Origin of the sequence: Micromonospora sp. B11E3 (assembly GCF_039871625.1) — a bacterium.
In the GTDB taxonomy this organism is placed as follows: Bacteria; Actinomycetota; Actinomycetes; order Mycobacteriales; family Micromonosporaceae; genus Micromonospora.
In genome coordinates this window covers 29193-48572 of sequence record NZ_JBDPMC010000003.1, presented here as the reverse complement: position 1 = coordinate 48572, position 19380 = coordinate 29193, and the positions used below count along the sequence as shown (strand labels likewise).

At 73.2% G+C, this 19380-nt stretch carries 19 protein-coding genes; 13 read left to right on the top strand and 6 right to left on the bottom strand.

Annotated elements, in window-relative coordinates; translation table 11 throughout:
- Nucleotides 1–24 precede the first annotated feature (24 nt).
- From ABGB16_RS02485 to ABGB16_RS02450, 8 genes are all read left to right on the top strand, one after another.
- Nucleotides 25–447: a DUF350 domain-containing protein gene (locus ABGB16_RS02485; protein WP_347666302.1), complete on the top strand. Its 423-nt coding sequence runs from the start codon at nucleotides 25–27 to the stop codon at nucleotides 445–447.
- Entirely contained in the window at nucleotides 447–1229 is a 783-nt protein-coding gene (locus ABGB16_RS02480) for a hypothetical protein (RefSeq protein ID WP_347666301.1), read from the top strand. Before ABGB16_RS02485 ends, ABGB16_RS02480 begins: the two co-directional genes overlap by 1 nt.
- A 56-nt stretch (nucleotides 1230–1285) precedes the next feature.
- Complete coding sequence (locus tag ABGB16_RS02475; protein ID WP_347666436.1) at nucleotides 1286–2818, top strand: polyamine aminopropyltransferase; 1533 nt, start codon at nucleotides 1286–1288, stop codon at nucleotides 2816–2818.
- Nucleotides 2819–2943: 125 nt separating this feature from the next.
- Nucleotides 2944–3879 carry a hypothetical protein gene (locus ABGB16_RS02470; RefSeq protein ID WP_347666300.1) on the top strand — a complete coding sequence of 312 codons (936 nt, stop codon included), beginning with the start codon at nucleotides 2944–2946 and terminating at the stop codon, nucleotides 3877–3879.
- Nucleotides 3880–3979: 100 nt separating this feature from the next.
- The gene (locus tag ABGB16_RS02465) at nucleotides 3980–4600 is read left to right on the top strand and encodes a hypothetical protein (protein ID WP_347666299.1); all 621 of its coding nucleotides are present in this window, start codon (nucleotides 3980–3982) and stop codon (nucleotides 4598–4600) included.
- A 9-nt stretch (nucleotides 4601–4609) separates the two neighbouring features.
- Nucleotides 4610–5416, top strand: a complete 807-nt coding sequence (locus ABGB16_RS02460) for an SDR family NAD(P)-dependent oxidoreductase (RefSeq protein WP_347666298.1) — start codon at nucleotides 4610–4612, stop codon at nucleotides 5414–5416.
- A gap of 152 nt (nucleotides 5417–5568) precedes the next feature.
- A complete protein-coding gene (pyrE, locus tag ABGB16_RS02455) occupies nucleotides 5569–6108 on the top strand; it encodes an orotate phosphoribosyltransferase (protein ID WP_347666297.1) in 540 nt (179 codons plus the stop codon).
- A gap of 57 nt (nucleotides 6109–6165) precedes the next feature.
- Nucleotides 6166–6543 carry a metalloregulator ArsR/SmtB family transcription factor gene (locus ABGB16_RS02450; protein WP_007073957.1) on the top strand — a complete coding sequence of 126 codons (378 nt, stop codon included), beginning with the start codon at nucleotides 6166–6168 and terminating at the stop codon, nucleotides 6541–6543.
- A 217-nt stretch (nucleotides 6544–6760) separates the two neighbouring features.
- Here the strand turns inward: ABGB16_RS02450 and ABGB16_RS02445 are convergent, their stop codons facing one another.
- The 4 genes from ABGB16_RS02445 to ABGB16_RS02430 form a co-directional block, all read right to left on the bottom strand.
- Complete coding sequence (locus ABGB16_RS02445; protein ID WP_347666296.1) at nucleotides 6761–7687, bottom strand: DedA family protein; 927 nt, start codon at nucleotides 7685–7687, stop codon at nucleotides 6761–6763.
- A 59-nt stretch (nucleotides 7688–7746) separates the two neighbouring features.
- Complete coding sequence (locus tag ABGB16_RS02440; RefSeq protein ID WP_347666295.1) at nucleotides 7747–10269, bottom strand: polynucleotide kinase-phosphatase; 2523 nt, start codon at nucleotides 10267–10269, stop codon at nucleotides 7747–7749.
- Nucleotides 10266–11726, bottom strand: coding sequence for a 3' terminal RNA ribose 2'-O-methyltransferase Hen1 (locus ABGB16_RS02435; protein ID WP_347666294.1), 1461 nt, complete (start codon nucleotides 11724–11726; stop codon nucleotides 10266–10268). The genes ABGB16_RS02440 and ABGB16_RS02435 overlap by 4 nt, the downstream gene beginning before the upstream one ends.
- Nucleotides 11727–12017: 291 nt before the next feature.
- On the bottom strand, nucleotides 12018–13877 hold the full coding sequence (locus ABGB16_RS02430) for an LPXTG cell wall anchor domain-containing protein (protein WP_347666293.1): 1860 nt from the start codon (nucleotides 13875–13877) through the stop codon (nucleotides 12018–12020).
- Nucleotides 13878–13902: 25 nt separating this feature from the next.
- On the opposite strand from ABGB16_RS02430, the gene ABGB16_RS02425 reads away from it, so the two are divergent.
- Nucleotides 13903–14388 (top strand): SigE family RNA polymerase sigma factor, encoded by a 486-nt coding sequence (locus tag ABGB16_RS02425; protein ID WP_347666292.1) that lies wholly within the window; start codon nucleotides 13903–13905, stop codon nucleotides 14386–14388.
- Entirely contained in the window at nucleotides 14385–15461 is a 1077-nt protein-coding gene (locus ABGB16_RS02420) for an LCP family protein (protein ID WP_347666291.1), read from the top strand. The genes ABGB16_RS02425 and ABGB16_RS02420 overlap by 4 nt, the downstream gene beginning before the upstream one ends.
- Here ABGB16_RS02420 and ABGB16_RS02415 read toward each other — a convergent pair.
- Nucleotides 15452–15664, bottom strand: coding sequence for a hypothetical protein (locus ABGB16_RS02415; protein WP_347666290.1), 213 nt, complete (start codon nucleotides 15662–15664; stop codon nucleotides 15452–15454). The two genes, ABGB16_RS02420 and ABGB16_RS02415, sit on opposite strands and share 10 nt — an antisense overlap.
- A 126-nt stretch (nucleotides 15665–15790) precedes the next feature.
- On the opposite strand from ABGB16_RS02415, the gene ABGB16_RS02410 reads away from it, so the two are divergent.
- Nucleotides 15791–16183, top strand: coding sequence for a phage holin family protein (locus ABGB16_RS02410; protein WP_347666289.1), 393 nt, complete (start codon nucleotides 15791–15793; stop codon nucleotides 16181–16183).
- A gap of 159 nt (nucleotides 16184–16342) precedes the next feature.
- The gene (fbaA, locus tag ABGB16_RS02405) at nucleotides 16343–17365 is read left to right on the top strand and encodes a class II fructose-bisphosphate aldolase (RefSeq protein WP_347666288.1); all 1023 of its coding nucleotides are present in this window, start codon (nucleotides 16343–16345) and stop codon (nucleotides 17363–17365) included.
- Between the two features lie 92 nt (nucleotides 17366–17457).
- Here the strand turns inward: fbaA and ABGB16_RS02400 are convergent, their stop codons facing one another.
- Nucleotides 17458–18663: a hypothetical protein gene (locus tag ABGB16_RS02400; protein ID WP_347666287.1), complete on the bottom strand. Its 1206-nt coding sequence runs from the start codon at nucleotides 18661–18663 to the stop codon at nucleotides 17458–17460.
- A gap of 281 nt (nucleotides 18664–18944) precedes the next feature.
- Between ABGB16_RS02400 and ABGB16_RS02395 the strand changes: the two genes are divergently transcribed.
- Nucleotides 18945–19373 carry a DUF3151 domain-containing protein gene (locus tag ABGB16_RS02395; RefSeq protein WP_347666286.1) on the top strand — a complete coding sequence of 143 codons (429 nt, stop codon included), beginning with the start codon at nucleotides 18945–18947 and terminating at the stop codon, nucleotides 19371–19373.
- Nucleotides 19374–19380: the final 7 nt, after the last annotated feature.

Genomic DNA, 19380 nt, shown 5'->3' with positions numbered 1-19380 from the left:
GACCCCCTCACCCTGGAGCCTCCTGTGCAGAACCTCGTCACCGATCTGCTGGTCACCCTCGCCTACGGCGTGGTCGGCGTCGTCCTGATGGGCATCGGCTACGCGCTGGTCGACGTCGCCACCCCGGGCAAGCTCCACGAGCTCATCTGGACCGAGCGCAACCGCAACGCCGCGCTGCTGCTCGCGTCCAACCTGGCCGGCGTCGGCACGATCGTGGTCGCCGCGATCGTGGCCAGCGACGACGACTTCGTCCTCGGCCTCGTCGGCGCGGCCGCGTACGGGATCGTCGGCCTGGTCATCATGGCGGCGGCGTTCGTGCTGCTCGACGCGGTGACCCCGGGCCGGCTCGGCGAGCTGCTGGTGGACCCGGAGCCGCACCCGGCGGTGGGGGTGTCCGCCGTGGTGCACCTGGCCACCGGCGCGATCATCGCCGCGGCGATCAGCTGATGGCCGGGACGCAGCCCGACGGCGGGCGGAAGCCGGAGGCGAGCAAGACCGCCGGCGCCTGGATCATTGGCATCTCTACCGTGGTGATGGTCGCCTGCATCGGTCTCAGTGTGGCCGGCGGCGGCGACGACGGCGGTACGGACGTGCCCGCCCCGACCGCGGTCGAACGCGGCGACACCGTGCCGATCCTCGAGCGCTCCTCCGCCAGCCAGGGCATCTGCTACGGCTGGGTGCTGGAGGACTTCTACGCCTACGACGACGAACCGCTCAGCGTCGGCTCCAACCTCGGCGACGGGGTGGCGGTCGAGGGCAACCCGGCCTGCCCGCGCTGGCTGCAGGTGCACGCCCGGGTCGGTTACATTCCGGAGAGCAGCGAGAGCAACGACTCCGCGAGCGTCGCCGTCAGCGGTTCCAGCGACATCTCCGTCGGCGACCTGACGCGCATGGCGAACGGGCTGGAGCGGTTCGGGCTCACCGACGAGGTGTTCATCGACGACCCGGGCTGGGCCACCACCAGGGCCGCCGTGATGCTGCCGCTGCTCGCCGCCGAGGTGGAACTGGTCGAGCCGGCAGCCGCCCCCGCCGCCGACCCGACCGCCTCGCGGGCCCCACTGCCCGACGCCGGCACCGACCTGTGGCGGGACCGCTGGGGCTACCTGATCGCCACCGGCGCCCTGCTGCTGGTCACCGCGCTGTTCGTCACCGTGGGCCTGGTGCAGCGTCGCCGGCAGCTCGCCAGGGCTGCCGCCGCGGCTTCCGGCCGTACCCGGGAAGAGGCGTGACGGTCGACGCCCCGGCGGCGGCGGACGGCGGCCCGGTCGCCGGCTCCCGTTGTCGGCTGGCCCGCGCGGCGGTGCTGGTCGCGGTGTTCGTCTGCGCCGCCTGCGGCCTGGTGTACGAGCTGGCCCTGGTCGCGCTCGGCAGCTACCTGATCGGCGACGCCGTCGGGCAGGCGTCGATCGTGCTCGGCGTGATGGTCTTCGCGATGGGCGTCGGTGCGCTCGCCGCCAAGCCGTTGCAGTCGCGGGCCGCCGCCGCGTTCGCCGCGATCGAGCTGACCCTCGCCCTGCTCGGCGGGCTCTCGGTGCTCGGCCTGTACGCCGCCTTCGCCTGGCTCGACCTGTACGGGCCGGCGCTGGTCGGCACCGCGTTCGTGCTCGGCCTGCTGATCGGCGCGGAGATCCCGCTGCTCATGGTGCTGCTGCAACGCATCCGCGAGCAGTCCGCCGGCAGTGCCGTGGCGGACCTCTTCGCCGCCGACTACGTCGGCGCGCTGCTCGGCGGGCTGGCCTTCCCGTTCCTGCTGATGCCGGTCTTCGGCCAGCTCAAGGGCGCGCTCGTGGTCGGGGCGGTGAACGCGGTGGCCGGCCTCGCGCTGGTGGGCACGGTGTTCCGGGCGGAGCTGAGCCGCCGGGCGCGGGTCGCGCTCACCGCCGGCACCGTCGTGGTCGCCCTCTGCCTCTCGTACGCCTGGATCACCGCCCGCGACTTCGAGGTGACCGCCCGGCAGCAGCTCTACCGGGATCCGGTGGTGCACGCCGAGCGCAGCCGCTACCAGGAGATCGTGCTGACCCGCTCGGTGCGGGAGCCCGGCCACGCCGACACCGACCTGCGGCTCTACCTCAACGGCGACCTCCAGTTCAGCTCGATCGACGAGTACCGCTACCACGAGGCGCTGGCGCATCCGGCGCTGAACGGCCCGCGGGGCGAGGTGCTGGTGCTCGGGGCGGGGGACGGGCTGGTCGTCCGGGAGATCCTGCGGTACGGCGACGTGCGCCGGGTCACGGTGGTCGACCTCGACCCGGCGGTGGTGCGGCTCGCCCGCAGCGAGCCGCAGCTGCGCCGGCTCAACGGCGACGCGTTCGCCGACCCCCGGGTGCGGGTGGTCAACGTCGACGCGTTCGGCTGGCTGCGCGGCGCGGCGGAGCGGTTCGACGTGGTGGTGGCCGACCTGCCCGACCCGGACGAGACGGCCACCGCCAAGCTCTACACGGTCGAGTTCTACGCGCTGGTCCGGTCGGTGCTCGCCGAGGGTGGCCGGCTGGTGGTGCAGTCCGGGTCGCCGTACTTCGCGCCCCGGTCGTACTGGTCGATCGAGGCGTCGGTACGCGAGGCCGGCTTCGCCACCGTGCCGTACCACGTGGACGTGCCGAGCTTCGGTGACTGGGGCTTCGTGCTCGCCGCGCCGGGCGACGCCCCGCCGGCCCTGGCGCTGCCGGCCGACGCCCCCCGGCTGCGGTTCCTGGACGCCGGGACGCTGCGCTCGGCCGCGAGCTTCCCCGCCGACCGGGGCCGGCTGGACGTGCCCGCGTCCACCCTGTTGCAGCCCAGGGTCCTGGAGTACGCCCGCGTGGAGTGGCGCGGCTACTAGGACGGGACGGCGTGGCCGGCCATCCGCCGCCCGCCGGCCACCGGTCGGCGCGCCCGGGCGTCGCCACCCGTGCCGCGCTGGCCGGTAGTCGATACGGTGTGGGCGCGATCCAAGGAAGGAGAACCGTGGTCGACCCCCACAGCCCGCCGGCCCGGACACGTCCGGCCGTCGTCACCGTTTCCAGCTACCTGCTGCTGTCCTTCGCCGCGATCCAGGTGATCAACCTGATCCTGACGCTGGCGTTCATCGGGAAGACCCGCGACGTGCTGCGGGACGCGTACTCCGGTACCTCCGCCAACGGCGCGGAGGGGCTGGCGGACATCGCTTTCGCGTTCGGTCTCGGCGCGGCCGTCCTCGTCCTGCTGCTCGCGGCCGGGCTGGCGGTGCTCGCCGTGCTGAACAACCGGGGCAAGAACGGCTCCCGGATCACGACCTGGGTGCTCGGTGGCATCCTGGCCTGCTGCACCGGCACGAACCTGATCAGCGGCCTGGCGGGTGGCCTTGTCACCCCCAGCGGCCAGACGTCCGGCGACGTGCCCAGCGGGCAGGAGATCCAGCGCCGGCTGGAGGAGGCACTGCCCTCGTGGCTCGGCCCGCTCGGCGTCACGCTCAACGTGGTCGGGCTGCTGGCCCTGCTGGCCGCGCTGATCCTGCTGGCCCTGCCGGCGTCGAACGAGTTCTTCCGCAAGCCGCAGCAGGGCTGGGAGCCGCCGGTTCCGGGCGGAACCTACCCGGCGTACCCGCAGGCCCCCGGCCACCCCCAGTCCCCGGGCTACCCGCAGGTTCCGGGATACCCGCAGGCTCCCGGCTACCCGCAGGCTCCCGGCTACCCGCAGGCTCCCGGCTACCCGCAGGCTCCGGGCTACCCCCAGGGCCCCGGATACCAGGACCCGGGATATCCGCCGGCCCCGGGCCAGCCCACCTCGCCGTACGCGCCCCCGACCACGGGCCCGTCGTCGGCCCCGCCGGCCGCCGGCCCGTCTGAGCCCGGGCAGCCGCAGGACGGCGGCGGCACCCCGCCGGCCGACCGCCCGGGCGAAGAGCCGTCCGCGCCACGCTGACGGACGGCGGGTCGGCCCGGCGCGGTGAGCATCGGATAACAGCGACATCGACGGTCCCTCCGAGTAGGTTCCTTCCGGACGCCTACCGGAGGGACCTGTCGTGTCGTACCCCGATCAGGCGCCGGCCCGTCGCTGCGCGCCGGTGTGGCTGGCTGCCGCGGTGCTGGCGCTGATGGCCGTCGGCGCCCTGGCCTACGCGGTCGTCGGCCTGGCCACCCTCGACGGCACCGTCGACCGGTTCCGCGCGGCGGCCGGCGGCACGGCCGCCGGTCCGGAGGAGACCGACGGGTTCGTCACGCTGCTCCGGGCCGTCGTCGTCGTGTCGGCGATCCTGACCGTGCTGGTCGGCGCCCTGCTCGTGGGTCTGGCGCTCGGGCTGCTCGCGCGGCGCAACGGCGCCCGGGTGGCGACCTGGGGCGTCTGTGGGCTGGGCCTGCTCGCCGGCTGCTGCGGCCTGGCGACGCTGGTCGGCGAGCGGGCCACGCCGCTGCGGCTGGGCGGCGACCGGACGACGGCCGAGCTGCTCGGCCAGCTCGCCGAGGCGTACCCGCCCTGGTGGGTCCCGGTCAACGCGGCGCTGTCGGTCGGCCAGGTGCTCGGCTACCTCGTGGTGGCCGTGCTGCTGGCCCTGCCGCAGGCGAACGCGTGGTTCCGCCGGCCCCGCCCCGCGCCCGTCCCGGTCGGGTTCCCGCCGGCCGTGCCCCCGTCTCCGTTCCGCTGAGGGGCCGCCGTGTCGGAGCAGGCACCCGCCGAGCGGCGCGCGCTGGTGACCGGGGCGACCAGCGGCATCGGCGCCGAGTTCGCCCGCCGGCTGGCCGCCGACGGGTGGGCCCTCGTGCTGGTGGCCCGCGACGCCGCCCGGCTGGCCGAGGCCGCCGCCGGTCTGACCGACCGGTACGGCCACCCCGTCGAGGTCCTTCCGGCGGACCTGTCCACCGACGACGGCTGCGCCGCCGTGGAGGCCCGGCTGGCCGACGGCTCCCCGGTCGAGCTGCTGGTCAACAACGCCGGCATCAGCCTCAACCAGCCCTTCCTGCGCTCGTCGGTGGCGGAGGAGGAGCGTCTGCTGCGGCTGAACGTGCACGCCGTGCTGCGGCTGACCCTGGCCGCAGTCGGTCCGATGATCCGACGTGGTCACGGGGCAGTGATAAATGTCTCTTCGGTCGCGGGCTTCGCCCCGGTCATGCCCGGTTCGACGTACCCGGCCAGCAAGGCGTGGGTCACCGCGTTCAGCGAGTCCGTGGACCTGTCCACCCGGCGCGGCGGGGTCCGCGTCATGGCCCTCTGCCCCGGCTACACGCGTACGGGCGCGCACGAGCGAGTCGGCATCGACACCTCCGGAACACCCGGGTTCCTGTGGCTCCAGCCGGCGCAGGTGGTCGACGAGGCCCTGCGTGACCTGCGGAAAGGCCGTTCCGTGAGCGTTCCGTCCGGGCGTTACAAGCTGGCCGTGGCCGGCATGCGGTACGCGCCCCGGAGCCTGCTGCGCCGGTTCACCCGGGACACCCGCGGGCGCGACGACCCCCGTTCGGGCTGAGCCGACGCACAGTACGACGCCGACGGACGGCCGTCACCGCCCGTCACGGTCGCACAGAGTAGCCGGCGATCGCCGGCCGTCGGTCGCCCACATGGTTGAGCGGAGTGGACCCCGCACGCGTCTCTCAAACTTGCGCAGTACCCTCTATCGCCATGGAGGACCACGACGACCTGCGTAAATTCATCACCGACCTGGCCGTGGTCCACGGGCGGGTGGTGCTCTCCTCCGGCCGGGAGGCGGACTGGTACGTGGACCTGCGGCGCGTAACGCTCCATCACCGGGCCGCGCCGTTGGTCGGTCGGGCGCTGCTCGACCTGACCTCCGACTGGGAGTACGACGCCGTCGGCGGTCTGACCCTGGGCGCGGACCCGGTCGCGCTCGCCATGCTGCACGCCGCGTCGGAGATCGACCGTCCTCTCGATGCGTTCGTGGTCCGCAAAACGGGTAAGACACATGGACTGCAACGTCGCATCGAGGGACCGGACGTGGCCGGACGACGGGTATTGGCGGTCGAAGATACGTCGACGACGGGTGGCAGCGTGCTGACCGCGGTGGAGGCACTGCGCGAGGCCGGGGCTCACGTCGTGGGCGTGGCGGTTATTGTTGATCGCGGCGCCGGGGACGCGGTTGGAGCCGCCGGACTGCCCTATCGGGCGGCCTTTACGCTGGCTGACCTCGGCCTTGTGGCCTAAAAGTTTGCCGATTCGGATCTGCTGATATGCAGGCGGATCGATGCTGCTGGTGGAAGGATGGAATACGTGGGAACTGCGTTGGCTGAAATGACCATGCCTCAGATCTCGCCGCTTGCCGGCGAGCCGATCGAACGTGCCGACGCCGAGCGTCTGGCGGGGGTCCTCAAGGCCCTTGCCGATCCCGCCCGGCTGCGGCTGCTCAGCCTGATCCAGTCGGCCCCCGAGGGGGAGGCCTGCGTGTGCGACCTGACCGCACCGCTCGGCCTCTCCCAGCCGACGGTCAGCCACCACCTGCGTATCCTCACCGAGGCCGGCTTGCTGGAGCGGGAGAAGCGCGGTGTCTGGGCGTACTACCGGCTGGTGCCGACCGCGATCGCCACGATCGCGGATCTGCTGACCCCGCCGCGTAAGCGGGCCACCAAGAAGGCCCGCTGAGGCTCTGCGCCGGGCCGTCCCGTACCGGGGACGGAGCCGGGTGGCGTGTCAGGGGTGGCGCCACCGGGCGGTGACGCCTGCCCGTCACCAGCAGCTGCCTTTCCAACTCGCCGGAACGAACCTGTCCGGTCGCGGCTCGACGACGGCCGGCCCCCGCCACGGGGACCGGCCGTCGCCGTCGCGGCGTCGGTTCGGTTCTGGCTGGTCGGGTACGGGGTCAGCGACCTTCGCCGTGCTCCGGCCAGCGCCCGCCGCCCTGCGGCGGGTACGGCTGCTGCTGCGGCGGCTGCCCGTACGGGTGCTGCTGGTACGGCTGCTGCGGCTGCCCGTACGGGTGCTGCTGGTACGGCTGCTGCGGCTGGTCCTGGCGCCGGTGCTCGACGGCGTCCCGGGCCGCCTCGATGGCGCCGGCCACGGTCGCCGTGGCGACCACCGTCACGGCCTCGCCCCGCTTGCGCGCGCGCCGGTCCCGCAGGAACTCGAAGAAGATCGGCAGCACCGAGATCACGATGATCAGCGCGACCACCGGCAGGATGTACCGGTCGATCTTGTCGCCGATCGCCTCGTAGATCTGGTCGGCCAGCAGGTAGCCGATCAGCAGGATGCCGTCCACCCAGACGATCGCGCCGACCACGTTCCACAGGAAGAACTGCTTGGCCGGCATGCCGAGCACCCCGGCCACCGGGTTGAGGAACGTGCGGACGATCGGGATGAACCGGGCCAGCACCACGGCCTTGGCCGGGCCGAACTTCTGGAAGTAGTACTCGGCCTTCTCCACGTACTCCCGCTTGAACAGCCGGGAGTTGGGCTTGTCGAACATCCGCCGGCCGTACCGGGCGCCGAGCCAGTGCCCGAGCTGGGCGCCGACGATGGCGCAGATCGGCCCGCCGATCAGCAGCCCGGCCAGGGAGAGCCGGGTGCCGCTGCCGAAGATCGCGTCGGCCACCGGCGAGGCGGCGACGCCGGCCAGGAACAGCAGCGAGTCGCCCGGGAAGAAGAACCCGACCAGCAGGCCCGTCTCGGCGAACAGGATCACCCAGACGCCGACCAGGCCGAAGGTGTGAAGCAGGTCCTTCGGGTCGAGCGGGTTCAGGGCGAGGCTCTCGGAGACCGTCCGGGCCTTCTCTGCTGTGTCCACGGCCACACAGGTTACCCAACCCACCTGTGCCCCCGCGCCGGGCCGGCCGGCGCGGGGGTGGTGGCTCAGAGCCGGGGGTCGACCGGCTCGGACTCACAGGCGAGGATCGCGAAGACCAGCTCGTGGCGGCGCCAGAGCGGGGCGTCCGCCGCCAGCGCGTCCAGCGCGGCCAGGCCCAGGGCGTGCTCCCGCAGGGCCAGCCCGCGCTTGCGGCCCAGCGACCGGCGACGCAGCGCGGCGAGCTGCTCCGGCTCGGTGTAGTCCGGCCCGTAGATGAGCCGCAGGTACTCCCGGCCGCGGCACTTGATCCCGGGCTGGACCAGGGAGCCCTTCGGCGACCTGGCGGCCAGCCCGGCGTACGGCTTGACGACCATGCCCTCCCCGCCGTCGGCGGTGAGCGCCAGCCACCAGTCGGTGGCGGCGGCCTCGGCGGCGGCGTCGGCCAGGTCGACGACCCGCCGCCGGGTGGCCGTGAAGAACTCCGGGTCCGCCGCGCGCAGCCGGTCCGCCAGGTCGAGGTGCCAGGCGTGGTCCCGGTCGGCGTGGCTGACCCCCGCGCCCGCGAGCACCGCGAACGGGGCGAGGGTCACCCCGCGCAGCCCGTCGGTCGGCCCCACGTACGCCCGGTACGCCGCCGAGTACGCCTCGACGTCCGCGCGTCGCCCGGCCATCCGCTCCCGGAGCCCCGCCACCGGCAGGCCCCGGCCGGCCGCCGCGTCGAGCGTGGCGAGCACCGCCGGCAGGGCGGCCCGCCCGGCCGCGCCCACGCCGGCGTACTGCTCGCGGATCAGCCCGCCCGCCTTCGCCGACCAGGGCAGCAGCTCGCAGTCGAGCAGCAGCCAGTCGGTGTCCAGCTCGGCCCAGAGCCCGGCCGCGGTCACGGCCGCGCGGACCCGGGCCAGCAGCTCGGCGTCCAGCGGCGGCCCGAAGAACGGCCGGCCCGTGCGGGTGTGCACCACGCCGCCGCCGAACCGTCCGCCGGCCTCGTCGCGCTGCACCAGCACCACGGCCCGCGAGCCCATGTGTTTCTCCTCGCAGACCACCCGGTCCACGCCCGCCGCGCGGTAGTCGGCGAACGCCTGCGCCGGGTGCTCCAGGAACCCGTCGACCGTCGACGTCGAGCAGGGGGCCATGGTCGGCGGCAGCCAGACCAGCCGGTGCGGGTCGACCGCGAACCGGCTCATCACCTCCAGCGCGGCGGCCGCGTTCTCCGCCGGCACGGTCAGCTTCCCGTACGCGTGCTCCACGTGCCGGCGGCCCGTGACGTCGCCCAGGTCCAGCACCGCGTCCGGGCGGGTCGGCGTCGGCGCGACCAGCGGCCGGGCCGGGGCGTACCACTCCTTGACCGCCGGAACGGAGACCAGTTCCCGCTCCGGGTAGCGCAGCGCCGTCAGCCGCCCGCCGAAGACGCAGCCGGTGTCGACGCAGATCGTGTTGTTCACCCACTCCGGCTCCGGCGTCGGCGTGTGGCCGTACACGACCATGGCCGAGCCGCGGTAGTCGCGCGCCCACGGGTAGCGCACCGGCAGGCCGTACTCGTCGGTCTCGCCCGTCGTCTCCCCGTACAGCGCGAAAGACCGCACCCGGCCGGACGCGCGGCCGTGGTACTCCTCCTTCAGCCCGGCGTGCGCCACCACCAGCCGGCCGCCGTCGAGCACGAAGTGGCTGACCAGGCCGTCGACGAACGCGGCCACCTCCGCCACGAACTCCGCCGGCTCCGCCTCCAGCTGGGCCATCGTCTCCGCCAGGCCGTGGGTGAGCCGCACGTCCCGGCCGCGCAGCCTGCGCAGCAGCTTCTGCTCGTGGTTGCCCGGCACGCAGATCGCGTGTCCGGCCGCCACCATGCCCATCACCAGGCGGAGCACCCCGGGCGAGTCCGGGCCGCGGTCCACCAGGTCACCCACGAAGACCGCGGTACGACCAGCCGGGTGCACCGCGTCCACCGGGCGGCCCGCGTCGTCGCGGCGCAGTTCCCAGCCCAGCCGCAGCAGCAGCACCTCCAGCTCCTCGCGGCAGCCGTGCACGTCCCCGACGATGTCGAACGGCCCGGTCAGCTCGCGCCGGTCGTTGAACAGCCGCTCGTACCGGATCTCGGCGGCGTCGATCTCCTCCACGCCGCGCAGCACGTGCACCTTGCGGAACCCCTCCCGGGCCAGCAGCCCGTACGACCGCCGCAGGTCCCGCTGCATCCGGGCGAGCACCTGCCGGCCGTGCGTGCGGTCGGCCCGGCCCTGGGTCCGCTCCCAGGCCAGCGCCTCCGGCACGTCGAGCACGATCGCGACCGGCAGGACGTCGTGCTCCCGGGCCACCCGCACCAGCCCGGCCCGGGCGTGCGGCTGAAGGTTGGTGGCGTCCACGACCGTGAGCCGCCCCCGCCGCAGCCGTAGCCCGGCGACGTGGTGCAGCGCGTCGAAGGCGTCCGAGGAGGCCGACTGGTCGTTCTCGTCGTCGGAGACCATGCCGCGGAAGGCGTCCGAGGAGAGCACCTGACTCGGCGCGAAGTGCCGCCGGGCGAACGTGGACTTGCCGGAGCCGGAGACCCCGACCAGCGCCACCAGGGCCAGCTCGGGGATGTCGAGGGTGGTCATCGGGTCGGCTCCTCCTTCCGGGTCGTCGTTGCCTCAGTGCTGGTCAGCACCGCCAGCTGGGTCGGGCTGCCCACCTCGGGGTCGTCGTCGCCGACGCCCCGGATCTCGGCCGTGTAGCCGTACGCCGCGCCGACCCGCTCGACCCAGGCGGCGAACTCGGCCCGGGTCCACTCGAAGCGGTGATCGGCGTGCCGGAACCGGCCCGCCCCCAGCCCCTCGTAGCGGACGTTGTACTCGGCGTTCGGCGTGGTCACGACCACCGTCGCCGGTCGGGCGTGACCGAACACGGCGTCCTCCAGCGCCGGCAGGCGCGGCGGGTCGACGTGCTCGATCACCTCCATCAGCACGGCCGCGTCGTACCCGCGCAGGCGGTCGTCCCGGTAGGTCAGCGCGGACTGCCACAGCCGGATCCGGTCCCGCTGCCGCTGCGGCAGCCGGTCCAGCCGCAACCGCCGGGCGGCCATGTCGAGCGCCCGGGTGGAGACGTCGGTGCCGACGATCTCGGCGTACCGGCGGTCGCCGACCAGAGCCGACAGCAGCGCGCCGCCGCCGCAGCCCAGGTCCAGCACCCGGGTCGCCCCGCCGGCGGCCAGCGCCGCGAGCACCGCCTCCCGGCGGCGTACCGCGAGCGACGGCCGGCGCGGCGTCGCCTCGTCCTCCTCCTCGCCCACGCTGTCGACGGGCGGCTCCTCGGTCAGCCGCTGCTCGGCGAGGCGGGCCAGCGCCTCGCCGGCCAGTGCGCGGCGGTGGGCCAGGTAGCGGCGGGTGATGGTACCCCGCTCCGGGTGGTCGGCGAGCCAGCCCGCGCCCGCCCGGAGCAGCTTGTCGATCTCGTCGGGCGCCACCCAGTAGTGCTTCGCGTCGTCGAGCACCGGCAGCAGCACGTACAGGTGGTTGAGGGCGTCGGCGAGCCGCAGCGTGCCGGTCAGCGTCAGGTCGACGTACCGGCTGTCGCCCCACTCCGGGTACGCCTCGTCGAGCGGGATCGGGGCGGCGGTCACCGTCCAGCCCAGCGGGGCGAACACCCGCTCGGCCAGTTCGGCGCCGCCCCGGCAGCGCAGCACCGGCACCCGCACCTCCAGGGGGATCGGGCTGGCCGCCAGTTCGGGGCGGTCCCGGGACTCCCCGCGCAGGGCCGAGCGGAACACCCGGCCCAGCGCGGAGGAGAGGAGGCTCGACGCGGCGTACGGGCGGTCGTTGACGTACTGGCCGAGGGTGAAGGTGTCCGGCGTGGCCTGCTGCGTCTTTGCGCCTTTCCGCCCGCGCCCGCCGGTCAGCCGCAGCGGATCCACGTCGACCAGGAGGGCCGCCGTGCAGCGCTGCTCGTTCGCCTCGGGGTAGAACACGTGCGCGGTGCCGGCGGGCAGGTCGAAGCTCTGCACCCGGTCGGGGTGCTTGACCAGCAGGTAGCCGAGGTCGGTCGCCGGGTGGTGCGTGGTGGTGAGGGTGAGCAGCACGTTTCCGATGCTCTCAGGTTCGTCGATCTTGTGTCGTTCGGTTTTTGTCGGCTTCGGCTTCGGCTTCGGTGGGGGTTTCCGGGGAGCCCCGCCCGCTCCGGGCGGTCAGGCTTGATCCCTGCGCGGGCGGGGCTCCCCGGAAACCCTGTCGTGGTCCCGGCGTCGTCCGGGCGTTGCGCTGCTGTCCCTCGTCGGCCTGTCAGACGTGGCGGTGCCCCGCCGACCACGAGGTCGGCGGGGCATTTGGGTTGTTGCTTGTTGCCTCGTTCCTGTTGGGTTGCTTGGCTTCTGTCAGGCGACGAAGCGGGTGCGGCGGCGCTTGGCCACCAGGTAGCCGCCGACGCCGGCCACGAGGAGCAGGGCGCCGATGCCGGCGATCAGGCCGGTGGAGGAGCCGGTGATCGGCAGGGTGCCGCCGTCACCGCCGCCCTCGCCGCCGTCGTCGGTCGCGTTCACCACGAGCTTTGCGGTGTCGTTGGCGGGCTTCAGGTCCTTGTAGAAGCCGCCCTCGCACTGGCAGGGGACGTTCACCTTCACGAGGCCGGTCGCATTCGCGATTACCTTGTCGATGCGCAGCTCGAAGTCCATGACGGCCTCGTCGTCCGCCTTCAGGAACGACTCGAAGTAGCACCGGTAGTGGCGGGCGCCCGGCTTACCCGGCTCGCCCCAGGTGTCACCCTTGACGGGGGCGCAGTTCTCCGGCACCGCGGCGGCGGTGGTGCCCTCGGGCACGTCGACCGACATGTAGGTGATGCTGCTGCCGGAGCGGCTGTAGTCGAGCGTCGCCGGGCCGTTGTTGCGTACCCCGACGGCGGCCTTGACCTTGTCGCCCGCCTTGCCGGTGAGCTTGGCTCCAATCGCCTCAAGGTCGGTGCCGTTCTCGCCGGTGACCGTGACCTCCAAGCTGGACCAGTTGTTGTCTGGCCGAGTGTCGGCTTGCGCGCTTTGGGCGCTCAGCGCCTCCACCTTGGTGAGGCTCAGCTCGCCGTCGGTGCCCGGCTCGCCGAGGGTGATCCCCCGGCTGTCGAGGTAGGCCTCGTAGTCCTCGAACTCGGCCGGGGTCATCCAGAGGATGTCCCCGTACTTGAACCCCGGCGCGAAGCTGTCCTTTCCGAGGAGATACGGCAGGTTGGCGCCGAACGTCGGCCCCGCCGGCAGTTCCTCGGTGAACTGGCAGCTACGCAGTTCGTCATCCACGTACGTGCAGTTGCTGTAGCGCTTGCCGGCGTTCAGGCCGTAGTCGTTCATGAAGATGACGCTGGCACCCTTGGCGACGGCCGCGGCCTTGTTGCGGATTCGCAGCGGCGCTGTGAACGCCTTGCCTGGCGGAAGAGAGAGCCGAATGGGGGAACCGGCGGCCAAATCGACGCCCTCGCCGACCCGGACGGTGGCGTCGTGACTGACCGACTTGAAGCCGGAGCCGCTCAGGGTTGTGGTGAGCTTGCCGCTGTCGCCGTCCTTCGCCTCGTCGGTCGGTGCGACGATCACCTGAAAGAGCCCGGCGATGTTGGTGCCCCCCTCGTCCAGGCTGTACTCGTAATGGAGGGTGCAGGTCAGGAGTCCAGTGGACGGGCTGGTGCAGTCCGAGCCGCTGTTCTGCTCTTCTTCGACGGTCACCTTGCCGGCGAGGTCGGTGTAGTCGTACTTGATGGTGAACCCGGCCGGTAGTACGACCGGGGCCGAGGCGCTGAGGATCACACTGGGGTACTTGCCGGCGGAGTCGGCTGCGATCGTCAGGTCAGGGGTGTAAACACCGAGCTTGGCCTGGGTCTTCTCGGCGGCGGCGGGGGTGGCGGAGGCGGCGACGAGCGCGCCTGCGACGCCGAGTCCGGCCAGCCAGCGCCGAGTGGAGTGCTTGAGCATGAGGGGGATTCCTCCCGTGGGGATCAGGGTGGAGCCCGTGAATCTTAAGGATCTTTTAAGTTCGTAGGTCACCCCGGCCCGTCGATCCCTTTCCGAACGGGCCGAACGGTTGGTCACATCTGCCGCAACGTCCGACCATCCCGTCCACGTACGGTGACCGGCCACCACTGCCGCGGCATTCGCCGTCTGGTTGTGTGCGGCGGACTGAGCTGCCCCGATACGGGACGAGTCGACGGGACGTGTGCGGGAGCGGGTCGCCGCAACGATCTGCCCGTCCGGTTCCGTCATCACAGGCAGGACACCGGGAGGTGCAGTGACGTACGAGGAGTTCGCCGACTCGCGGCTGACCGCGCTGCTGCGGTACGCGGTCATGCTGACCGGCGACCCGCATCAGGCGCAGGACCTGGTGCAGGAGACGATGGTGCGGGTCCAGTTGAACTGGCGCCGGGTGGTGCGGGCGGACTCGCCCGAGCGGTACGTGCGCCGGATGCTGACCAACCAGTACGTCGACTGGCGACGCGGTTCGTGGATGCGCCGGGTGCTGCTGCGCGCCGAGCCGGACGAGGCCGTCCCGGTGTCGACGGACCACGCGCAGAGCGCTGTGGACCGGGACCAGATCTGGACCTGGCTGGCCCGGCTGCCCCGCCGGCAACGCGCCACTCTGGTCCTGCGCTACTACGAGGACCTGCCCGACGCGGAGATCGCCGAGATTCTCGGCTGCGCCGTCGGCACCGTCCGCTCGTCCATCTCCCGCGCCCTGGCCACTCTCCGGGCCGAACATGTGGAGCTGTGCTCATGATCGAGGACGACCTGCGGGCCGCGTTCACCCGGCACGAACCGCTCGCCCCGCCCACCGGCCCGTTGCGGGCCGCCATCGACCGGATCGCCGCTGCCCGTCGGAGCCGCCGCCGACGGCGCCGGGTCGGCGCGGCCGCCCTGGCCCTGCTGGCCGTCACCGGGCTGGGCGCGGTGCGGCTCGCCGTGCCCGAGGACCGCCCGGCGCGCGGGGATCTGCTTCTCGGGCAGGCGACCGGGCATCCGCCGGCCGGGGCGGTGAACCTGCTGCTGCTCGGCGTCGACTCGGCGTCCGGCGCGCGGCCCCCGCTGGCCGACTCGGTGCTGCTGCTGCACCTGCCGGCCGACCGCAGCCGGCTCTACCTGCTCTCCCTCCCGCGCGACGTCCGGGTGCCCGTCCCCGGCCACGGCACCGACAAGCTCAACGCCGCCTTCGCCTTCGGCAGCGGCTCGGACGGGCGGGCCGACCTGGCCGAGGGCTACCGCCTCACCGAGCAGGCCGTACGCCAGTTGACGGGACTGAGGATCGACGCGGGCGCGGTGCTGACCTACCCGGTGCTGCGGGACCTCACCGACGCGCTCGACGGGGTGCGGCTCTGCCTGCCGGACGAGGTCCGCTCCAGCCACACCCGTCGGGTGTTCCCGGCTGGCTGTCAGCATCTGGACGGCGACGGCGCGGTCGACCTGCTCCGGCAGCGCCGGTCGCTGCCCGACGGGACGCTGGACCGGGACCGGAACGCCCAACGGTTCGCCGCGGCCCTGCTCCGGCGGGTCGACGAGCGGGGCGCGTTGACCGACCCGGTGCGGCTGTCGCGGCTGCTGGCCGAGGTGGCCCCGGACGTCACGGTCAGCCTCGCCGGCGGCTCGTTGTTCGACCTGCTGCCGCTGGCGGCGAAGCTGAGGTCCATCGAGGCCGTGGGCCTCAGCCTGCCGACCGTCCCGGTCGACGCCCCGAGTTCCCAGCTCGCCCCGGACCCGGCCGCCGCCCCGGCGCTGCTCGCCGCGCTGCGCGAGGACCGGCTCGCCGAGTGGGTCACCGCCCACCCCGAGCACGTCACCGTGTCAGGTCAGCGGTAGTCCTCCTCGTCGCCCGCGACCACCCGGGCCTGCTCCATCGCGTCCCAGTCGCCGACCTCCAGGCCCCGGCTCGGCTCCGGCTCGCCGTCGGCCGGGTCGGTCGACATGGCCTGCTCTAAGGCGTCGGCCGGGGGCGCCTCCGGGTCGCGCTCCTCCGGCGCGAGGTGCTCGCTCGGGGCGAAGTCCTCTTCGGGCTGAGCCATCGTCCCTCCCTGTCGATCCGGCGGAAAGCTACCCAACACCGTACGGGCTGCGCGGGGTCCACGCTCGGCGGCGGCGGAAGCCGAGTCGCCCGAATCGCCCCTCCGGCCCCGACCCGCGGTGCCAGGATGGGTGCCGTGGGCTTCCTGATCCGGCTGGCGATCACCGCGGTCGCGCTGTGGATCACCGCGTTGGTGGTGCCCGGCGTCCAGGTGACCGGCCGGGGCGGGGGCGAGACGGCCCTCACCCTCGTGGTGGTGGCGCTGATCTTCGGTGTGGTCAACGCCGTGCTCAGGCCGGTGATCAGAGTGGTGGGCTGTGCCTTCTACCTGTTGACCCTGGGCCTGTTCGCCCTGGTGGTCAACGCGCTGCTGTTCCTGCTCACCGGCTGGATCGCCCGCCAGTTGGACCTGCCGTTCCGGGTGGACGGTTTCTGGCCCGCCTTCTGGGGCGCCATCGTGATGGCGGTGGTGAGCTGGCTGATCAGCGTGGTGGTGCCGGACGCCCGGAGGGAGCGGTGAGCCGCCGACCCGGCCCGGCCACGGCGTACGTACCGAAGGGTCGGTTGTGTCGGCCGGTCCCTACTGCGGGATACTGCCGGCGGAGGACAGCGCGGTCCGGCGCACGCACGGAAGACAGCGGCCAGTACGGCCGAGAGCGGTAAGTAAGGAGCGTTCGACATGCCCATCGCTTCCCCCGAGGCTTACGCCGAGATGCTGGACCGGGCCAAGGCCGGCAGGTTCGCGTACCCCGCGATCAACGTGACCTCCTCGCAGACGCTGAACGCGGCGCTGAAGGGCTTCGCCGACGCGGAGAGCGACGGCATCATCCAGGTCTCCACCGGCGGCGCGGAGTACCTGTCCGGCCCGTCGGTCAAGGACATGGTCACCGGCTCCGTGGCGTTCGCCGCGTACGCCCACGAGGTCGCCAAGAACTACCCGGTCAACATCGCCCTGCACACCGACCACTGCCCGAAGGACAAGCTGGACAAGTTCGTCCGCCCGCTGATGGGAATCTCGCAGGAGCGCGTCAAGCGCGGCGAGGAGCCGCTGTTCCAGTCGCACATGTGGGACGGCTCGGCGGTTCCGGTGGCGGAGAACCTGGAGATCGCCGAGCAGCTCCTCGCGGAGGCCGCCAAGGGCAAGATCGTCCTTGAGATCGAGGTCGGCGTCGTCGGCGGCGAGGAGGACGGCGTCGAGAACGCCATCAACGAGAAGCTCTACACCACCGTCGAGGACGGCCTGGCCATGGTCGACGCGCTCGGCCTGGGCGAGAAGGGCCGCTACATGGCGGCGCTGACCTTCGGCAACGTGCACGGCGTGTACAAGCCGGGCAACGTCAAGCTCCGCCCCCAGGTGCTCCACGACATCCAGGTCGCGGTCGGCGCCAAGTACGGCAAGGAGAAGCCGCTCAGCCTCGTCTTCCACGGCGGCTCCGGCTCGCTGCTCTCCGAGATCCGCGAGGCGCTGGACTACGGCGTGGTGAAGATGAACATCGACACCGACACCCAGTACTGCTTCACCCGTCCGGTGGCGGACCACATGTTCCGCAACTACGACGGCGTGCTCAAGGTCGACGGCGAGGTCGGCAACAAGAAGATGTACGACCCGCGCGTCTGGGGCAAGGCCGCCGAGGCCGGCATGGCCGCCCGCGTCGTGGAGGCCTGCGAGGCGCTGCGCTCCGCGGGCACCAAGATGAAGTAGGGACGTACGACAACGGCGGCCGGCACCGAGAGCGGGTGCCGGCCGCCGTTCTGTACGGAGTCCCTGTTGACGCCCGCGGTGGAAGCGCTCGTTCAGCCGGCCGTCAGCAGCCGGATCGCCTCGCGTACGTCGTCGGTGAGGTGCACCGTGCCGGACAGGTCACCGAACGGCGAGGCGGCCAGCAGCGGGCGCAGCAGCGACTCGACCGGCAGCTCCCGGGTCCAGTACGCCCGGTCCAGGAAGACGTACGCGCCGCTCGCCCCGTCCGTGCCGTAGTACGTCTTCGTGGCCGCCTGGAACACCTCCTGCACGGTGCCCGCCCGGCCGGGCGCGAAGACGATCCCGCCCCGGGCCAGCCGCAGGATCGTGTCTTCCCGGATCGCGTTCGAGAAGTACTTGGCGATCCGACCGGCGAACAGGTTCGCGGGCTCGTGGCCGTACAGCCAGGTGGGGATCGCGAGCCCGCCGGCCCGCGCCCAGCCCAGGTCCCCGCGCTGCCGGGGCACGCCCGACGGCGCCGCCCACCGGGCGCGGACCTCCAGCGCGGCGGCGGTGTAGCGCTCGTGGTCGGTGAAGTCCGGCGCGGTCGCCAGCAGGTCGATCGCCTCCGTCAGCTCCTCCGCCGGTCGCGTCGACAGGTACGCCCCGAGGTTGGCCGCCTCCATCACGCCCGGCCCGCCGCCGGTCACCACCAGCCGGTCGGCCCGGGCCAGCTCCCAGCCCAGGACCGCCGCCATCCGGTACGGCACGCTGCCGCGCGGCACCGCGTGCCCGCCCATCACGCCCACCACCGACTGCGGCCCGCGCGCGGCCAGCCAGGCGCGGGTGGCGTCGACGAGCGCGTTGTCCACGCCGTGGTCGTGCAGCCGCTGGCCGAGCGCCTCCCGGACGTCGGGCAGCGCCCCGCCGTGCGCCCGGAAGTGCTCGTACACCCGGGTGTCGTACATGGCGGTGAAGCCGCCCTCGGCGAAGCCCGCGGCCAGGTCGTCCGGCGTGTAGAGGTGCGACGGCTGGGTCGGGTACGGCAGCCCGGAGAACGGCGGCACCACGTTCGCGCCGCGCCGGACCAGGTCCGCGCCCACCTCTCGGGAGGCGAAGCGGCAGCCGACGAAGAGGGTGCCGGTCACCTCCGTCCGGGCCAGGTCGGGGACCGGGTCGAGGTCGAGGCGCAGGCCCTGGACGGTCAACCCGGCCAGGGTGCCGGTGGTCAACCGCTGGTCGAACGCGCTGCGGGTCTCGATCTCGAGGGAGCTGGTGTCGGTCGGTTCGATGACGTCTGCGGGAGGTGGGGTCGGCACCAGGCCATCCTGCCCGCCCCGGGCAACCCGCCAAACCGGTCCCGGGCACCCCGTGCCGGTGCCGGACCGACGGGAGCCCGGCGGCCGGCCGCCGGGCTCCCGCGTAACCGGGTCCTGGGGAGGCTCCGGACCAATAGTTGTAGTGGAAAATACTGCCGGGCGGCATGGGCCGCAGGTTGGGTGGCGGGCACCACAGGCGTGACCAACGCCTCAGCCGTTCAGCCAGGCGGGTCCGCGGACCCGCCTGGCGCGCCGCATCGCGAAGCGGGTTGAATGGGACGATGCAGAACCTGTTGCCTGAGCCGCCGGCCACCCTCCTGCCGGCCGACGCCGACGCCGACGCCGCGCTCGCCGACGCCGCCGAGGCCGGCACCGACGAGGCGTACGCCCCGGTCGCGGCCAGCTTCCCCAGCTACAGCGCGGCCTGGGGTGCGCTCGCGAGCCGGGCCCTGGCCGCCGGCCAGGTCATCCCGGCGTACGCGTACGCCCGGACCGGCTATCACCGCGGCCTCGACCAGCTGCGCCGCAGCGGCTGGAAGGGGCACGGCCCGGTGCCCTGGTCCCACGCGCCCAACCGGGGCTTCCTCCGCTGCCTCTACGTGCTCTCCCGGGCCGCGGGCGAGATCGGCGAGGCGGACGAGGCCGCCCGCTGCGCCCAGTTCCTGCGCGACTGCGACCCGGCGGCCGCGGACGCGCTGGCCAGCAACTGACCCGTCC